General features: G+C 33.3%; 17 protein-coding genes. 11 read left to right on the forward strand and 6 right to left on the reverse strand.

Annotated elements, in window-relative coordinates:
- Positions 1-49 precede the first annotated feature (49 nt).
- The 7 genes from EU91_RS08140 to EU91_RS08115 all read left to right on the forward strand — a co-directional run bounded on the left by EU91_RS08140 (position 50) and on the right by EU91_RS08115 (position 6,661).
- Positions 50-1,465, forward strand: a complete 1,416-nt coding sequence (locus EU91_RS08140; RefSeq protein ID WP_011862567.1) for a form I ribulose bisphosphate carboxylase large subunit — start codon at positions 50-52, stop codon at positions 1,463-1,465.
- Between the two features lie 88 nt (positions 1,466-1,553).
- Entirely contained in the window at positions 1,554-1,895 is a 342-nt protein-coding gene (locus EU91_RS0108325; RefSeq protein ID WP_032523685.1) for a ribulose bisphosphate carboxylase small subunit, read from the forward strand.
- 88 nt (positions 1,896-1,983) lie between these two features.
- Entirely contained in the window at positions 1,984-4,293 is a 2,310-nt protein-coding gene (locus EU91_RS08135) for a CsoS2 family carboxysome shell protein (RefSeq protein ID WP_032523686.1), read from the forward strand.
- A 3-nt stretch (positions 4,294-4,296) separates the two neighbouring features.
- Positions 4,297-5,826 (forward strand): carboxysome shell carbonic anhydrase, encoded by a 1,530-nt coding sequence (locus tag EU91_RS08130; protein WP_032523687.1) that lies wholly within the window; start codon positions 4,297-4,299, stop codon positions 5,824-5,826.
- A gap of 2 nt (positions 5,827-5,828) precedes the next feature.
- Positions 5,829-6,080, forward strand: coding sequence for a carboxysome peptide A (locus EU91_RS08125; protein ID WP_032523688.1), 252 nt, complete (start codon positions 5,829-5,831; stop codon positions 6,078-6,080).
- Between the two features lie 18 nt (positions 6,081-6,098).
- Positions 6,099-6,347 carry a carboxysome peptide B gene (locus EU91_RS08120; protein WP_025969106.1) on the forward strand — a complete coding sequence of 83 codons (249 nt, stop codon included), beginning with the start codon at positions 6,099-6,101 and terminating at the stop codon, positions 6,345-6,347.
- Positions 6,348-6,421: 74 nt separating this feature from the next.
- A complete protein-coding gene (locus EU91_RS08115; RefSeq protein ID WP_032523689.1) occupies positions 6,422-6,661 on the forward strand; it encodes a 4a-hydroxytetrahydrobiopterin dehydratase in 240 nt (79 codons plus the stop codon).
- Between the two features lie 6 nt (positions 6,662-6,667).
- On the opposite strand, the gene EU91_RS08110 is transcribed toward EU91_RS08115, so the two are convergent.
- From EU91_RS08110 to gloB, 3 genes are all read right to left on the reverse strand, one after another.
- Entirely contained in the window at positions 6,668-6,895 is a 228-nt protein-coding gene (locus EU91_RS08110) for a DUF3136 domain-containing protein (RefSeq protein ID WP_032523690.1), read from the reverse strand.
- An 85-nt stretch (positions 6,896-6,980) separates the two neighbouring features.
- The gene (locus EU91_RS08105) at positions 6,981-7,373 is read right to left on the reverse strand and encodes a Rid family detoxifying hydrolase (RefSeq protein ID WP_032523691.1); all 393 of its coding nucleotides are present in this window, start codon (positions 7,371-7,373) and stop codon (positions 6,981-6,983) included.
- A 24-nt stretch (positions 7,374-7,397) separates the two neighbouring features.
- Positions 7,398-8,138 carry a hydroxyacylglutathione hydrolase gene (gene gloB, locus EU91_RS08100; protein WP_032523692.1) on the reverse strand — a complete coding sequence of 247 codons (741 nt, stop codon included), beginning with the start codon at positions 8,136-8,138 and terminating at the stop codon, positions 7,398-7,400.
- A gap of 40 nt (positions 8,139-8,178) precedes the next feature.
- On the opposite strand from gloB, the gene hisG reads away from it, so the two are divergent.
- From hisG to EU91_RS08085, 3 genes are read left to right on the forward strand one after another with little or no spacing between them, the layout of a single operon-like run.
- On the forward strand, positions 8,179-8,817 hold the full coding sequence (gene hisG, locus EU91_RS08095) for an ATP phosphoribosyltransferase (protein WP_032523693.1): 639 nt from the start codon (positions 8,179-8,181) through the stop codon (positions 8,815-8,817).
- A 12-nt stretch (positions 8,818-8,829) separates the two neighbouring features.
- Complete coding sequence (locus EU91_RS08090; protein ID WP_032523694.1) at positions 8,830-10,623, forward strand: ABC transporter ATP-binding protein; 1,794 nt, start codon at positions 8,830-8,832, stop codon at positions 10,621-10,623.
- The gene (locus tag EU91_RS08085; RefSeq protein ID WP_032523695.1) at positions 10,623-11,153 is read left to right on the forward strand and encodes a GNAT family N-acetyltransferase; all 531 of its coding nucleotides are present in this window, start codon (positions 10,623-10,625) and stop codon (positions 11,151-11,153) included. The genes EU91_RS08090 and EU91_RS08085 overlap by 1 nt, the downstream gene beginning before the upstream one ends.
- Here the strand turns inward: EU91_RS08085 and EU91_RS08080 are convergent.
- Together EU91_RS08080 and EU91_RS08075 are read right to left on the reverse strand one after the other, a co-directional pair.
- Positions 11,150-11,836: a TIGR04283 family arsenosugar biosynthesis glycosyltransferase gene (locus EU91_RS08080; RefSeq protein ID WP_032523696.1), complete on the reverse strand. Its 687-nt coding sequence runs from the start codon at positions 11,834-11,836 to the stop codon at positions 11,150-11,152. The two genes, EU91_RS08085 and EU91_RS08080, sit on opposite strands and share 4 nt — an antisense overlap.
- A 5-nt stretch (positions 11,837-11,841) precedes the next feature.
- Complete coding sequence (locus tag EU91_RS08075) at positions 11,842-12,453, reverse strand: TIGR04282 family arsenosugar biosynthesis glycosyltransferase (protein WP_032523697.1); 612 nt, start codon at positions 12,451-12,453, stop codon at positions 11,842-11,844.
- Between the two features lie 191 nt (positions 12,454-12,644).
- Here EU91_RS08075 and dnaA point away from each other — a divergent pair, with 191 nt between their 5' ends.
- Positions 12,645-14,042, forward strand: a complete 1,398-nt coding sequence (gene dnaA, locus EU91_RS08070) for a chromosomal replication initiator protein DnaA (RefSeq protein WP_032523698.1) — start codon at positions 12,645-12,647, stop codon at positions 14,040-14,042.
- A gap of 7 nt (positions 14,043-14,049) precedes the next feature.
- Here the strand turns inward: dnaA and EU91_RS08065 are convergent, their stop codons facing one another.
- The gene (locus tag EU91_RS08065; RefSeq protein ID WP_032523699.1) at positions 14,050-15,279 is read right to left on the reverse strand and encodes a glutathione S-transferase; all 1,230 of its coding nucleotides are present in this window, start codon (positions 15,277-15,279) and stop codon (positions 14,050-14,052) included.
- Between the last annotated feature and the right edge of the window lie 6 nt (positions 15,280-15,285).

The following is a 15,285-nucleotide window of genomic DNA, read 5'->3' on the forward strand; positions in this document are numbered from 1 at the left end:
AAATTTTGCACAATAATTATTTTCCCTATACAGACCTAAATTTATCCTTATGAGTAAGAAGTATGACGCAGGGGTAAAGGAGTACAGAGATACCTACTGGACTCCAGAATATGTACCCCTAGACACCGATTTACTAGCCTGTTTCAAATGTACAGGTCAGGAAGGTGTTCCAAGAGAAGAAGTTGCAGCAGCTGTTGCCGCTGAATCTTCAACAGGTACTTGGTCAACAGTTTGGTCCGAGTTACTTACAGACTTAGAATTTTATAAAGGGCGTTGTTATCGAATAGAAGACGTTCCTGGAGATCCTGAAGCTTTCTATGCTTTTATTGCATATCCTTTAGATCTTTTTGAAGAAGGCTCAATTACAAACGTATTAACATCTCTTGTAGGAAACGTTTTTGGATTTAAAGCTCTAAGACATCTACGTCTAGAAGATATTAGATTCCCAATTGCTTTCATTAAAACTTGCGGTGGTCCACCAAACGGAATCGTAGTTGAAAGAGATCGACTTAACAAATACGGAAGACCTCTACTGGGTTGCACCATCAAACCTAAATTAGGATTATCTGGTAAAAACTATGGTCGAGTTGTATATGAATGTCTTAGAGGCGGTCTTGATTTAACGAAGGATGATGAGAATATTAATTCTCAACCATTCCAACGTTGGAGAGAAAGATTTGAGTTTGTTGCAGAAGCAGTTAAGCTTGCTCAGCGAGAAACTGGAGAAGTTAAAGGTCACTATCTAAATTGTACTGCTAACACTCCTGAAGAACTCTATGAAAGAGCTGAATTTGCAAAAGAGCTCGATATGCCAATCATCATGCATGATTACATAACTGGTGGTTTTACTGCAAATACTGGATTAGCTAATTGGTGTCGTAAAAATGGCATGCTTCTGCATATTCACAGAGCTATGCATGCTGTTATTGATAGACATCCAAAGCATGGTATTCACTTCAGAGTTCTTGCAAAATGTTTGAGACTATCTGGAGGAGACCAATTACATACTGGAACCGTGGTTGGAAAACTAGAAGGTGATCGTCAAACAACTCTTGGTTACATTGACAACTTAAGAGAGTCATTTGTTCCTGAAGATAGATCAAGAGGTAACTTCTTTGATCAAGATTGGGGTTCAATGCCTGGAGTATTTGCAGTCGCATCGGGTGGTATCCATGTTTGGCATATGCCTGCACTTCTAGCAATCTTTGGGGATGATTCCTGCCTTCAGTTCGGTGGAGGAACACATGGTCATCCATGGGGTTCGGCTGCTGGAGCTGCAGCTAACAGAGTTGCTTTAGAAGCTTGTGTAAAAGCCCGTAATGCTGGTCGCGAAATCGAAAAAGAGAGTAGAGACATTCTTATGGAAGCTGCTAAGCATAGTCCTGAATTAGCTATTGCTCTAGAAACTTGGAAGGAAATTAAGTTCGAGTTTGACACTGTCGACAAACTTGATGTTCAAGGTTAACTCAAGTTTCGAAATTGAGGAGATTAATTCTCCTCAAACTTATTAAAATCTCGTTTCACGAGTAATTACATTCACATTTTGATTAATTATGCCTTTCCAGAGCACAGTAAACGACTATCAAACAGTTGCAACCCTGGAAACATTCGGTTTCTTACCACCGATGACCCAGGAAGAAATATATGACCAAATTGCGTACATAATTGCTCAAGGTTGGAGTCCAGTTATTGAGCATGTTCATCCAAGTGGATGTATGCAAACTTATTGGTCTTATTGGAAACTCCCATTCTTTGGGGAAAAAGATCTTAACTTGATCGTGAGCGAATTAGAGGCATGCCATAGAGCATACCCTGATCATCATGTAAGAATCATCGGATACGATGCTTACACTCAAAGTCAAGGAACAGCTTTTGTAGTTTTCCAAGGACGTTAAAGCTACTAATCGTAGTTAATATCTTTCTCCAAAAAATTTTTTGGAGAAAGTTTTAAAAAAGTTTTAAAGAATTTCAAACTTGAAGATTATGTCAAAAAAAACCAGCAGAGAGATTGCACTTGAAAGAAGAAAGGCGATGAGTGATAGCGGTAAAAAAGCTTCTGCTTTTTCTTCAACTACCAAAGATAGAGTTCGATCTTCTCAAGATATACATATTTCTGGGACTCAGTCTTCTCCTGAAAATCATAATATTTCTAAACCAGCTACAAAACATATTCCAAAAACTCAGGTAAACAGAAATTCTTCAACATCTTTATCTAGTAAAGAATTAGTAATAGAGAGAAGAAAGGCAATGTCTACCCATGGGAAATCAGCTATAACTTCATCCGATAGAACCCGTACTGATGTTAAAAAAGAAAGTGTTAAAAAAGAAAGTCCTGTAAAAATAGTTAAATCAAATATAAATAAAGATAAAGAAAGTCAAGATTCAACTAGTACAGAATCTAAGTCCCTAAAACCCAACGTTAAGAGAAGAATTAATCAGAAGAGAAAGCCTATTACTAATACAAGTAGAGATATTGTTTTAGCGAGAAGAGAAGCTCAATCTAAGCATGGTAAATCAGCAACTAAACAAAATACCAGTGCCGCTTCTTTAGCTAGAAGAGGAGACCCAGATTTAAGTAGCAGAGAAATTTCTCAAAGAGTGAGAGAGCTAAGAAGTAAAACTGGTGCTACAGGCAAAAAAGGTAATGGTAAATGTAGACCATGTGGTCCAAATAAAAATGGCGCCAAACAAAATATTGCAGATGCTAGCTGGAAAGTTGGTAAAAGTGAAACTGATTCAGGTCAAATAGTGACTGGAACACAAGCTAATAGATCTGTAAAAACTACAGGTAATGAAGCTAGTACATGCAGAACAATTACTGGCACCCAATACATGGGAGCAGAAGTTGTTGATCAATTTTGTCAAGATAGATCAAGTTATAAACAACCACTTAGATCTACTGTTACTGCAACAACATCAGGAAATAAAGTGACTGGGAATGAAGTTGGTAGATCTGATAGGGTCACAGGCGATGAGCCAGGGACTTGTAAAAACCTTACAGGTACTGAATATGTATCTTCTAATCAATCGCAGAAGTATTGTGGTGATGTTCCAAAAAATCCTTCAAAGGTTAAACACAGTACTACAACAGATGGATTAAAAGTATCTGGATCACTTCCTGGCAGATCAATCCTAGTTACTGGAGATGAATCAGGTTCTGGACATCAGTTAACTGGAGATCAATATCTTGGCTCTGAGCCAAATCCAAAAGGTAAAGCATTTGAAAAAGTAGGTAATTACAACACTCTTAATGGGAATAATGTAACTGGTACAGGGGTTGGAAGATCAGATCATATGACAGGTAATGAACATGGGAGTTGCAAGAATGTAACTGGAGATGAGTACATAGGATCTCAACAATATGAGAAGTTTTGCGGTTCAAAACCAAAACCAGAAGCTAGAAAAGTGGGTTTAAGCCTTTCTTCAAAGTCAAATTTAATAAGCGGCACTATGACAGGAAGATCAGAAATAGTAACTGGAGATGAACCAGGTTCATGCAAAGTTTTAACAGGAACACCATATGCAGGCTTAGATCAGATTAATGAAAATTGTAGTACCGAGATTGCTGAAGATATGAAATCCCGATCAACAGTTAATTCTGGGAATAATTCAAATGCCAGACTTACAGGACAGCAACCAGGTATTGGCGGAGTTATGACAGGTGCTAAGAAAGGTGCTTGTAAAAATCTAACAGGTACTCCTTATGTTGGTGGAGATCAGCTCTCACAAGCTTGTGATAATCCTCCAAATGATAAGGCTTATGCTAACCCGGAAAAGTCAGCAGGTAACTCTTGGAAGGAATTCTCTGTTAAATCACCATCAAGAGATAAATATTCTGAAAAAAATACTCAAGGTGTTACGGGTAATGAATATGAAAATGGTTCCAAGGTGACAGGACCTTTTGATATGGCAGTTGATAAGGTCACTGGGACTGAAAAATTTAGATTTGAACCGAATAAAAATATTACTTATAAACAAAAAATGGAAATTGAAGAGGCAGACCGTGCTGCAAAGACACCAGAAAAAAGAGTCGCATCAAGGATTACTGGTGAAGGACAATCAGCGGGAAACATAACTGGTGACGATTGGGATCGCGGTGATAAGGTAACAGGCACAGAGGGAGCTTCTTCTAGAAAGAGAAATCCATCAAGAGCCGGATTCATGAGTGCAATGCCCCCTATGGAAGTTAAAAGAAATGACGAAACAGAAAAACCAGATTTCTTGATAACCGGATCAAGTGGTAATACTCGTGAAGGACAACTAGTTACCTTTTCAGGTGGTGCACGAGGTTAATTAATGCCTTTAAGAGGACTGGCAAAAGCCAAGAACTTTACATTGGGGCCTACAGCTCCAATGAAAACTTTTACGGAAAATATTCATATACAAACTAAAGAATCAAATAATTCTCCAAATTCTGGAAAATGTCATAAATTGACTAATAATATCCAAAATGAGAATTTATATAGGTATGAAAGCAAAATAAAAAGTGATTTTGACGAAATTGTTCCAACTCTAAAGGAAATTGCTCGAATACAACATCATGAAGATTTTATAAGTAAAGCTCAGATAATATCAAGAAAAAATTTGGGAATAGATCTGCCCTATCATGTATTAGATAAATCTTGGGTTAAACCTCTAGATATGAGAGCTCTATATGCATGGTGTGCTTTTAAACAACATGAAAAGCTTAGTGATGATTTTTTTAAAAATGATCCACTTGAAGGTGCTTCAGGAAGTAGAGGTGCGGAAGATTTTGAAAAATTTCTTTTAGATTGTGGAATACATTTACTTGATATAACTCCTTGTTCAGATGGGCGATTAGCTCATTCAGTTGCTTATGTAATGAGAATACCTTTTAGTTCAGTAAGAAGAAGATCCCATGCTGGAGCACTGTTTGATATTGAAAATACCGTTAATCGTTGGGTAAAAACTGAACATAAAAGATATAGAGAAAATATCCCTAATGAAGCTCATAAAGATACCAGATACTTAAAAGTTGTAACTTATCATTTTAGTTCTGTAGATCCTTTGCATCAGGGATGCGCAGCTCATGGGAGTAACGACGAGTTAGCTGCAAAAGAAGGTAGAAATAAATTATATGCTTTCAAAGAAGCTGTAGAAAACAGCTTTTGCTGCGGAGCTTCTGTGGATTTAATGTTAATTGGACTTGATACAGACACTGATTCATTAAAAATACATTTGTCAACAAGAGATGGAGGGATTGATTTAGAAAAAACTATTTCTACTTTAGAAATTTATAATTCAACAATAAACTTTTCACAAGAGGATGCAGAAAGAGAAATTTGTCAAACAATTTCTAAGCATACTTCAAAAGATAAACTTAGTGGACTGGAAAAATTTATGTATAAATTAATTGTAAATAATATTTCTCAAATTGATTATGTTAAGAGTTTTTATAATGGTTCTTATTATGATATTGGACATGCAGAGAGGTTTATTGGAGTTGGTATAGGTTTCAAAGAAGTACATCTCAGAAATTTAACTTATTTTGCTCATTTAGATACAGTCGAAGAAGGGGCTCCAGATTTAGATGTAGGAATAAAGATCTTTACTGGGTTAAATGTTTCTCAAGATCTACCTATTCCAGTAGTGATAAGATTTGATTACTCTGGCAAAGTACCCGGCGCAAAAGAGAGAGCAATAAAAGATTGTGAAAGAGTTAATAATGCGATATCAATTAGATATAAAAATTTAGTTGATCAAGGTTTGTTGCATACTTGCTCTACTATTAGAGATAGGGACAACATTCATTCCGCTCAAATTATTGGAATGTCTTTAGATAAAAAAACAGAGGAGGCTCACTAGTTATGTTAATTTGTAAGGTTCTAAAACCACTTGTTTCTACCAATAGGATTCCTGGTTTTGAACATAAACATCTGCAGGTTGTATTAGATGGATCTTCTAATAAAGTTGCAGTAGATGCAGTTGGCTGTAAGCCAGGAGATTGGGTTATTTGTGTTGGAAGTTCTGCTGCTAGAGAAGCAGCGGGAAGCAAATCTTATCCAAGCGATTTAACGATTGTTGGAATTATTGATCATTGGGATCCTGAAAATTCATAAAAAAGGAGGATAGAAATTGTGGAAATTATGAAGGTATTAGGAAGGATGGTATGTACTCAAAGAGTCGCTGGCTTAGGTCATATGAATTTACGAATTTTAGAAAATAATAAAGGAAAGAAATTAGTTGCAGTTGATCCTGTTGGCGCTAGAGAAGGTAACTGGGTTTTTACTTCTAGTGGATCTGCCGCTAGATTTGCATGCCCTAATCCTGAAGTTCAAACCGATTTAACAATTGGAGGTATTATTGATTATTGGGAGAGTGACTAAAAATTTTAACTTCAAAAATTTATTTAGAAACTTTGTTGAAGGTATAGTGTAATTAGTCTTGAGTAAAGAATGTAATGTGGAATGAAAGAGAATCACCTTTGAGGATTGAAAAAAGATTTGAATTTGATCAATACTCAAAAATTAGTAAATTCATGGGGGAAATTGAGAAATTATGTAAAGAAAGAGATATCTATCCAAATATCAGTTTCGGTAAGAATTTTGTAAGTCTTTCAATATTTTTAGATAATAAAAAAATATCAGACAAGGAAAAAAACTTTTCAATGGATATTGATAAATTTTATTTAGAACACTAGTCCTTTTTAATAATTATTTGGCTTGGCAATATCTCTTTTGATTAAAGCCATTAAATATGTTGGGGCTTTATATCTACCAGGAAGACATCTATTTAAAGTTTCAAGATGACTCCAACACACTGTCTTTTCAATATCTTTAACTGAGTTTCCTTTTAAAATTAATAGTCTAAGAGCTTTGCAAAATAAAGGATAACCAGCTTCTAGTTCATCTATATTAAGCTTTGATGCTGACATAGATCAAAGATGAATTATCAATTAATAATCTATACAACAATGGTGCACAATTGGTTCATATTTTAAATTTCTCAATAATTAGAAATTAATCTAGAAATGCAACGCAATCTATTTCAACTAAAACTCCTTTTGGTAGAGATGAAACTTCCACACAAGCCCTTGCTGGAGGATTCTCTACATTAAAAAAATCACTATATATTTTATTGACAATTTGAAAATTACTTAAGTCTGTTAAGTAGATGGTTGTTTTTATTACATCTTCTATTTTGGCTCCACCAGCTTTAAGAACTTCTGCGAGATTTTTTAAAACTTGAATAGTTTCCTTCTCTATATCACCTAAACATGTTATTTCGTTTAAATCTGGGTCTATAGCAATTTGACCAGAACAATAGATAAAATCCCCAGCTTTTATTGCTTGATTATAGGGTCCTACTGGATCTGGAGCATTTGATGTTTTAATTACTTGTTTGGCGGACATTTGTTTAATAAGATACCTATCTATTTAAACCCATAAATCTTTATTTGCTCTTAAAAAAGTAAATTCTTCTAAATTTTTTGCTCTTAAGAAAAGGTTTATTTTCATCTCTTCTTCAAGTAAAAATGGAATTGTCAATTCATTAAGAGAAAGTTTTTTTTCAACTTCCGAAAGTTTATTTTTTATATTTTGATCTTTTGGCTTGAGATTCAATGCCCACAATATATTTGCTTTTGTATATTCATGTGCACAATATATGAGAGTATTTTTTGGTAGTGATTTGATCCTTTCGAGTGAAGAATACATTTGTTGATAAGTTCCCTCAAAAATTCTTCCACAGCCTCCAGAAAATAATGTGTCACCAATAAAAATAACAGGATTTCCTCCATTTATAAAGAAAGCAATATGTGAGCTTGTATGTCCTAATACTTCAATTATTTTTACTTCTTCACCTAAAATATTCAAAGTTTCTCCGTCTTCTACAGATACATTTTGCAAAGGTATTCGCTTTTTTTCTTTAGAGGAAGCAATTACCTTTACATTTGGCCATTTTTCAATAAGAGACTTCGTCCCTCCAATATGGTCTGAATGGTGATGAGTTTGTAAAATAGCTTCTAATTGAAAATTGTTTTCATCTATATATCTAATTACTGGTTCGTGAACAGATGGATCTACAACCACAACGGATTTATCTTTTACCCATAACCAAATGACATTATCACTTAAAACTCTAAGTCCGATTATATTTCGAGCTTTATTAAATTCCATTGTTAACTTAGAATGAAGAATCTTCGGAAGAAATTGATCTATGTTTACTATAGCTTTACCAAAAGGAGCTCTGTTAAAAGATTCAATTTCAACTTTTAAAAGAGTTGGGTTAGATTTCTCAGATGCGTTGGACGAAAATAACAGATCATTAACCTTTGAATCAAATTGCAAACGGGCAAAAGCTTTATTAGTAAGAAATGGAGATGTTCCTGTTTATGTAAGTTATGGTCAGGCTGATTTAGGTATTGTTGGGTATGACGTTTTACGAGAATCTGAATTAAAAGTTGCAAAGTTATTAGATTTAGGATTTGGGGGCTGTCACATGTCATTGGCAGTTAAGAAAAATAGCAATTATTCAAAACCAACTGATCTCCCAGCGAATTGTAAAGTAGCAAGTAAATTTATAAAAACAGCAAGATCTTATTTTGATGAATTAAACATTCCTGTAGAAATAGTTCATTTGACAGGATCAGTAGAGCTTGGACCTATTACAGGTATGGCAGAGGCAATAGTTGATTTGGTTGCAACGGGAAAAACTCTTAAGGAGAATGGTTTAATTAAAATAGATGATCTTTTCTACTCGACTGCGAGACTAATTGGGAATCCTTTATCTATGAGGTTAGATGATAATCATCTCAGAGATACGATTTTATCAATAGAATCTACTAATGTTATATAAAAGAATAGCTTAATGTTTAATGATTTTAGAAGAATTAAAAAGTTAGGTAAATATTTAACTAAAGATAAAAAAACAATCTATTTAATCTTAATAGTTTTGTTACCTGTCTCTTTTTCTGGAGCTATTCAACCATTATTAGTTGGTCAAGCAATTACCATCCTTAAGAATGAAAGTACAGATGTTTGGTTAAGTAAAACTTTTTTTGGGCAGTCAATAAATGCCATAATCTTAACTTTATTTATAACGGTTTTATTTAGGTTAGTTTTGCAAGGATACCAAACTTACAATATCCAAGCAGTCGGACAACGTTTGACAGCAAGGATAAGGAGAGAGCTTTTTGATCATTCAATATCTTTATCTCTTAATTATCACGATAAAATGCCTGTTGGGAAATTGTTAACGAGATTAACAAATGACGTTGATGCTTTAGCCGAAGTTTTTGGTAGTGGGGCAGTTGGAGTCATTGCTGACTTTGTAAGCCTGATAGTAATTTCCTTGACAATGCTATCAATTGATCGAGGGCTTGCCATTTTATTGCTCTTAACTCAAATCCCTGTTTCATATTTTATTATTTGGCTTCAAAAACGATATAGAAAAGCCAATTATCAAGTAAGAGAAGAGTTATCTCAACTCAACTCTGATTTTCAAGAAAATCTTCAAGGTCTTGAAGTCGTTCAGATGTTCAGAAGAGAGGCTTTCAATAGTAAGAAATTTTCTAATACTGGAGTTGCTTACAAGAAAGCAGTTAATGGAACAATATTTTATGACAGTAGCATTTCAGCTTTTATAGAGTGGATTTCTCTTGCCGCAGTTGCCTTAGTTTTAGCAGTTGGGGGGTATTTTGTTACCTCTGGAAATATTGGTTTAGGGACATTAACAACTTTTATTTTATATTCCCAAAGACTCTTTGAACCTTTAAGGCAACTTGCAGAAAGATTTACTCAGATTCAAGGAGGTCTTACAGCTGTTGAGAGAATAAATGAATTATTGGATGAAGAAATTCAAATTAAAGATGCTATTCCTGCAAATCATTTTTCAGAAGATGCCCAAAGTGCTAATAAGCAATTTAAGGGTAAAATTGAATTCAAAAATGTTCATTTCTTCTACAAAGAGGACGAAATTATCCTGAAGAATTTATCTTTCTTGATAAATCCAGGAGAGCATGTAGCCTTCGTGGGACCAACTGGCTCAGGTAAAACAACCATAATTAGATTGTTATGTAGATTGTATGAACCTCAATCAGGTCAAATTTTAATAGATGATGTAAATATAAAAGATATTCCTATTGCAACCCTTAGAAATATGTTGGGAGTAGTTCTGCAAGATACTTTTATCTTTAGCGGAAATGTTGCAGATAATTTGAAACTAAATGCAAATATAGACAATATTGAATTAGAAAATCTTTGTAAAGATTTAGGATTAAATAGTTTGTTAAAAAAATTACCAGATGGTTTGAACACTTCTCTCAGAGAAAGAGGGGGAAATCTCTCTTCTGGAGAGAGGCAACTTCTTTCAGTAGCTCGAGTAGCGATAAGAAATCCTGTTATTTTGATAATGGACGAAGCTACAGCTTTTATGGATCCATCTACCGAGGCGACTTTGCAGAGAGATCTTGAAAGAATTCTTACAAAAAGAACAGCATTAGTAATAGCTCATAGACTGGCAACTATTGAAGGTTCTGATAAGATTTTAGTTTTAAAAGGAGGATCATTAGTTGAAGAGGGAACACATAATGAATTGAGAATGAAAAAGGGTTTATATTTTCAGCTCTCCGAGCTTCAACAAAAAGGATTTGCAAATTTTTAATGATTTTTAAAAACCAAGGGTCATCAATAAAAAAATCGAACAGTATATCTAGAAATGAACTTTTAGATATTTATGGTTTGAATGCTCATGAATTCACTCAAAAAAATAAGGATGAAATTTTTGTATGTAGTAATAGTAAAGAGTTAGATCTAATAGAACTAGATCAACTTTTGCAATCTGTTGGTTGGAGCAGAAGACCAATAAGAAGAGTTAAAAGAGCTTTAGATTTTAGTATTTTGGTGGTTAGTTTATGGCGTCATGATGATAAATTTCCTAGGCTAGTAGGCTTCGCAAGATGCACTGGAGATGGAATTCTAGAGGCAACAGTCTGGGATGTCGCGATTAATCCTGTCTATCAAGGACAAGGATTAGGGAAAGAGTTAATGAAATATATCCTAAAAGAATTAAAAAATATTGGAATCACAAAAGTTACCCTCTTTGCTGACGCAGATGTTATTTCATTTTACAAAAGACAGGGTTGGATATTAGAGCCAAGAGGCTCAAAATGCGCTTTTTGGTATGCAAATTAATTATTTTTGTAGTAGTCATGATATATAGATTTTGCCGATTCACCTTTTAACCATCTTCTTCTAAAGTTCCAGTTCTTGAGTGCTTGGAGAAAAATATTAGTTCCTTCCCATTTCCTTGAACTTGTCAAAATAGTTAAATTTAATTGTTTTAAATCTTTTTTATTATTTAATCTCCTAAAAAAATCTACGTCCTCCATTAAAGGTATCTCTCTAAAACCACTATTCTTAAAATAAGTATTTCTATGAATTATTAAACCTTGATCACCATACGGTTGTTTGAAAAATTTGCTTCTAAAATTTACAAAAATCTCGAGGATTCTATAAATAAACTTTTTGTTATTAATTTTAAATTTAAAATAGTAAATGTAATCCTTGTCTCCCTTTAAAACTGAATTTATTTTTATCATCCAATCGTGACTTAATCTTGTGTCTGCATGCAGAAATACCAGCCACTCTTCAACAGACTTCTTAGCACCAATATTTAATTGTAAACCTCGATTTTTTTCTTTTGACATATATACTTTTGCACCATAAATATTTGCTATATCAATTGTTTTATCTTTACTACCACAGTCAACAATAATAATTTCCCCCTCATTCTGAATAAATGCCAAGTCTGAAAGCAATGATGGCAAATTATTTGCTTCATTGATAGTTGGAATGATAACTGATATCCTGGACAAATTAATTACCTTCTATTTTCAATATCACATATTTTATCTATATCTATTTTGCTTTCTAAAAACTTAAGTTTTAATTTTGTAGAAGCAAAATTATCAAGTGTATTTTGAAGAACATTTTCCGTACCCCACTTAATATTAATAAAAGGTAAATGAAGATGTTTCGATATTATTTTTTTTGATAAACCAATAAGCCAATAACCTCCATCAGTAGATGGCCCTAAAATAAGATCATTTTGTTGTAGACCTCTCATAGCGTGCAATAAATCTTGATGACATAAATCTGGAAGATCAGTACCAATAAAAATAATATTTTTGATCTTCTGTTGGTAACAAAATTTTTTGTTGAATATTATTTGTCTTTTCATTTTTTCTCCTAAGCATCCTTTCCCCTGTAAATTGAATGTTTTAATGCCTAATTTATTTGACCATCGACTACAATTTTTTTTTCCTAAACCAGATATAGCTATAGAAATATGAATTAGTTGAGTTTTTTGAAGAGATTTGGCTACTGAAATAGTATGTCTGGTCATTACGCTTTGTACTTTTGCAGAATTACTTTTACCTATATCTTTTGATAATCTTGTTTTGCATCTTCCAAAACCATGCCATTTTGCCATGATAATAAGTAATGTTTTATCCAATACTTCAGAATGTTTTATAAAAATTATATGTCTATAAAAATAGAAAATTAGTTTTTATGAATTTTGATGATGCATTGTTAAGTAATTTTAAATTTATCGTGATCTTATGATTTGATAATGGCCAATTATTAAATTCCAACTAGATTAATAATCTAGAGAATAAAATTTTGCAAGCAACTAATCCAATTTGGGCGGAAGTTCAAATATCACTACAAAAAACTTTAAGTAAGCCTTCATTTGAGACATGGATAAGGCCTGCTAAATTTAATTGCTTTGAAAATGGTTTATTGACCTTAATCGCTCCTAATACATTTTCCAGTGATTGGTTAAGAAAGAATTATTGTGAAACTATCGAAAAAGCTGCAAAAGAAATTTGTGGCCATGATGTAAAAGTTGTTTTTAAATCTGAAACGAATATAAGCAACCAAACAATAAATAAAGAAAACTTTTATGAGGAGAACGTAAATCATAAAGCAAAATCTTTAACTATAAATAATAGCCAAATTAATTCTTCAAAAAATCGATCCAAAAATTCTAACGGTTTAAATTTACGCTATGTCTTTAAAAGATTTGTTGTAGGTCCAAATAGTAGGTTGGCTCATGCAGCAGCTTTAGCAGTAGCTGAATCTCCTGGTAGAGAATTTAACCCACTATTTATTTGTGGTGGAGTAGGTCTTGGTAAAACTCATTTAATGCAAGCAATAGGCCATTATCGAGTTGAAATTGATCCAGAAGCAAAAGTAAAATATGTATCTACAGAGACTTTTACTAATGATGTTATCAGTGGTATTAGAAGAGATGGAATGACAGCTATACGAGATAAATATAGAAGTGTAGATCTGATTTTAATAGATGATATACAATTTTTAGAAGGTAAAGAATATACGCAGGAAGAATTTTTCCATACTTTTAACGCCCTTCACGAATCAGGAAGTCAAATAGTTATCGCAAGTGATAGACCTCCAAATCAGTTGTCGGGAATACAAGAGAGATTAATTTCCAGGTTCTCAATGGGTATGACTGCAGATATTCAACCTCCTGACCTTGAGACGAGAACAGCTATTCTTCAAAAAAAGGCAGAACAAGAGAGACTAAGTCTTCCGAGAGATTTAATTCAATTTATAGCTGGAAGATTCACTTCGAATATTCGAGAATTAGAGGGAGCATTTACTAGAGCTGTTGCATTCGCTTCAATAACAGGCTTGCCAATGACAGTCCAATCCATTGCTCCAATGCTCGATCCGAATAGTGTTGGAGTAGTTGTAACTCCAACACAAGTTATTAAAAAAGTCTCTGATTTCTTTAAAGTTTCAGAAGATGAATTGATTAGTTCAAGTAGAAGAAAACCAGTAAGCCAAGCTAGGCAAATAGGCATGTATCTTATGCGACATGGAACAGATCTAAGCCTACCAAGAATAGGAGATGAATTTGGAGGTAAAGATCATACAACAGTTATGTATGCCATTGAACAAGTTGAAAAAAAATTATCTATTGATCCAAATATTGCAAGTCAAGTTCAAAAAATAAGAGATTTACTTCAAATAGATTCAAGAAAAAATTTATAGCTTTAAGTTAATTATAATTGAAATTTCTTGGATCTTGATCGTATCTATGACTTAAGGGTATCTTATCTACTTCATTGTTATCACTTAACGATTCAATTTTATTTAATGATTGTCTTAATAACCTTGCTGAAATAATTGGCATATCTCTTGGAACTGATATTCTATTTTTTAAGTATCTAAGAGAGATACCTGAAAGTTTCTCAGGTATTCGTACTTCACCTTTGATCATGTACGTCAGAGCCGATCTCAATGATTGCTCAAAGGATTCTTTATCGTATGGGTTTACTTTTAGTAAATTGTCTCTATGCTTTATTACTCTTTTAAGAGCAATTTTGGCAAAATATTTAGAATCATAACTTTTATTTAATTCATAATTACCAAGACCCTCTCCAGTATCAATTAACTCAGAAAAAGTGATTTGTTGTTCATTACTTTCTTTATAACATCCACCCATTTGTGGGGGTAAATCATGTGAGTGAGTATGAAAGTCTCCTTGAGTGCCTCTATAAGCACTTGTCCCTTCAAAAAGGGTAAGCCAGTTATCTAAATAAAGGTAATTAGATCTTAAATTAAACCCTTTATAATAAGTTAATGAAGCATTCATTCTCTCCATATAAGGAATAAAAATTATATCTCCAACACCAGGCTCTATCTCACCAGTATTAGATACTGATGGATCAATAAACCCTGATTTTGATCTACTTAAGATTTCATCAAGTTTAGAAATTGATTCTTTAAATCTTTTTTTTCTCAAAGAGTTATCCATAAAATTAAAGCCTGCTCGGCAAAGCCAATTACACCAGGACCTGAAAATTTCTCTTTCTAATTCTCGAATTTTAATAAGGCTACTTGATGTTATAAAAGACCCAAGAGCTCCAAATTCATTTTCTAAAAAAGCTATGATTTCATCGCTTTCAGTTATAAAATGCCCTTTAAATTCAATTGCAGGTAATTTCCCCGATCTGACTTTATCAATAAACCAACTTTCTTTTTGACCGTAGCAAAACATATTTATTTTTTTGACTCTATATGGGATTTTCTTATATTCAAGCCATAACCATATTTTCTGACAGTAAGGACACCAAGAATGCCTATCCCTATAGAGGGTTACAGTTACATCATTTTCAGTATGCCCAAATAATCTTAAATTTGCGTATGAATTATTAATACCATTGACTCTATCAAGATCTTCAATTTCAAACTTATTTAAATCATCCCAAGTCAAAATACCATTCATTATTTG

It is taken from the genome of Prochlorococcus marinus str. GP2 (assembly GCF_000759885.1).
In the GTDB taxonomy this organism is placed as follows: Bacteria; Cyanobacteriota; Cyanobacteriia; order PCC-6307; family Cyanobiaceae; genus Prochlorococcus_A; species Prochlorococcus_A marinus_J.

Excerpts from the sequence above, each read along its gene's own strand:
- EU91_RS08140 (WP_011862567.1), top strand. The coding sequence starts at position 50 with ATGAGTAAGAAGTATGACGCAGGGGTAAAGGAGTACAGAGATACCTAC.
- EU91_RS0108325 (WP_032523685.1), top strand. The coding sequence starts at position 1,554 with ATGCCTTTCCAGAGCACAGTAAACGACTATCAAACAGTTGCAACCCTG.
- EU91_RS08135 (WP_032523686.1), top strand. The coding sequence starts at position 1,984 with ATGTCAAAAAAAACCAGCAGAGAGATTGCACTTGAAAGAAGAAAGGCG.
- EU91_RS08130 (WP_032523687.1), top strand. The coding sequence starts at position 4,297 with ATGCCTTTAAGAGGACTGGCAAAAGCCAAGAACTTTACATTGGGGCCT.
- EU91_RS08125 (WP_032523688.1), top strand. The coding sequence starts at position 5,829 with ATGTTAATTTGTAAGGTTCTAAAACCACTTGTTTCTACCAATAGGATT.
- EU91_RS08115 (WP_032523689.1), top strand. The coding sequence starts at position 6,422 with ATGTGGAATGAAAGAGAATCACCTTTGAGGATTGAAAAAAGATTTGAA.
- EU91_RS08110 (WP_032523690.1), bottom strand. The coding sequence starts at position 6,895 with ATGTCAGCATCAAAGCTTAATATAGATGAACTAGAAGCTGGTTATCCT.
- EU91_RS08105 (WP_032523691.1), bottom strand. The coding sequence starts at position 7,373 with ATGTCCGCCAAACAAGTAATTAAAACATCAAATGCTCCAGATCCAGTA.
- gloB (WP_032523692.1), bottom strand. The coding sequence starts at position 8,138 with ATGGAATTTAATAAAGCTCGAAATATAATCGGACTTAGAGTTTTAAGT.
- hisG (WP_032523693.1), top strand. The coding sequence starts at position 8,179 with ATGTTTACTATAGCTTTACCAAAAGGAGCTCTGTTAAAAGATTCAATT.
- EU91_RS08090 (WP_032523694.1), top strand. The coding sequence starts at position 8,830 with ATGTTTAATGATTTTAGAAGAATTAAAAAGTTAGGTAAATATTTAACT.
- EU91_RS08085 (WP_032523695.1), top strand. The coding sequence starts at position 10,623 with ATGATTTTTAAAAACCAAGGGTCATCAATAAAAAAATCGAACAGTATA.
- EU91_RS08075 (WP_032523697.1), bottom strand. The coding sequence starts at position 12,453 with ATGGCAAAATGGCATGGTTTTGGAAGATGCAAAACAAGATTATCAAAA.
- EU91_RS08065 (WP_032523699.1), bottom strand. The coding sequence starts at position 15,279 with ATGAATGGTATTTTGACTTGGGATGATTTAAATAAGTTTGAAATTGAA.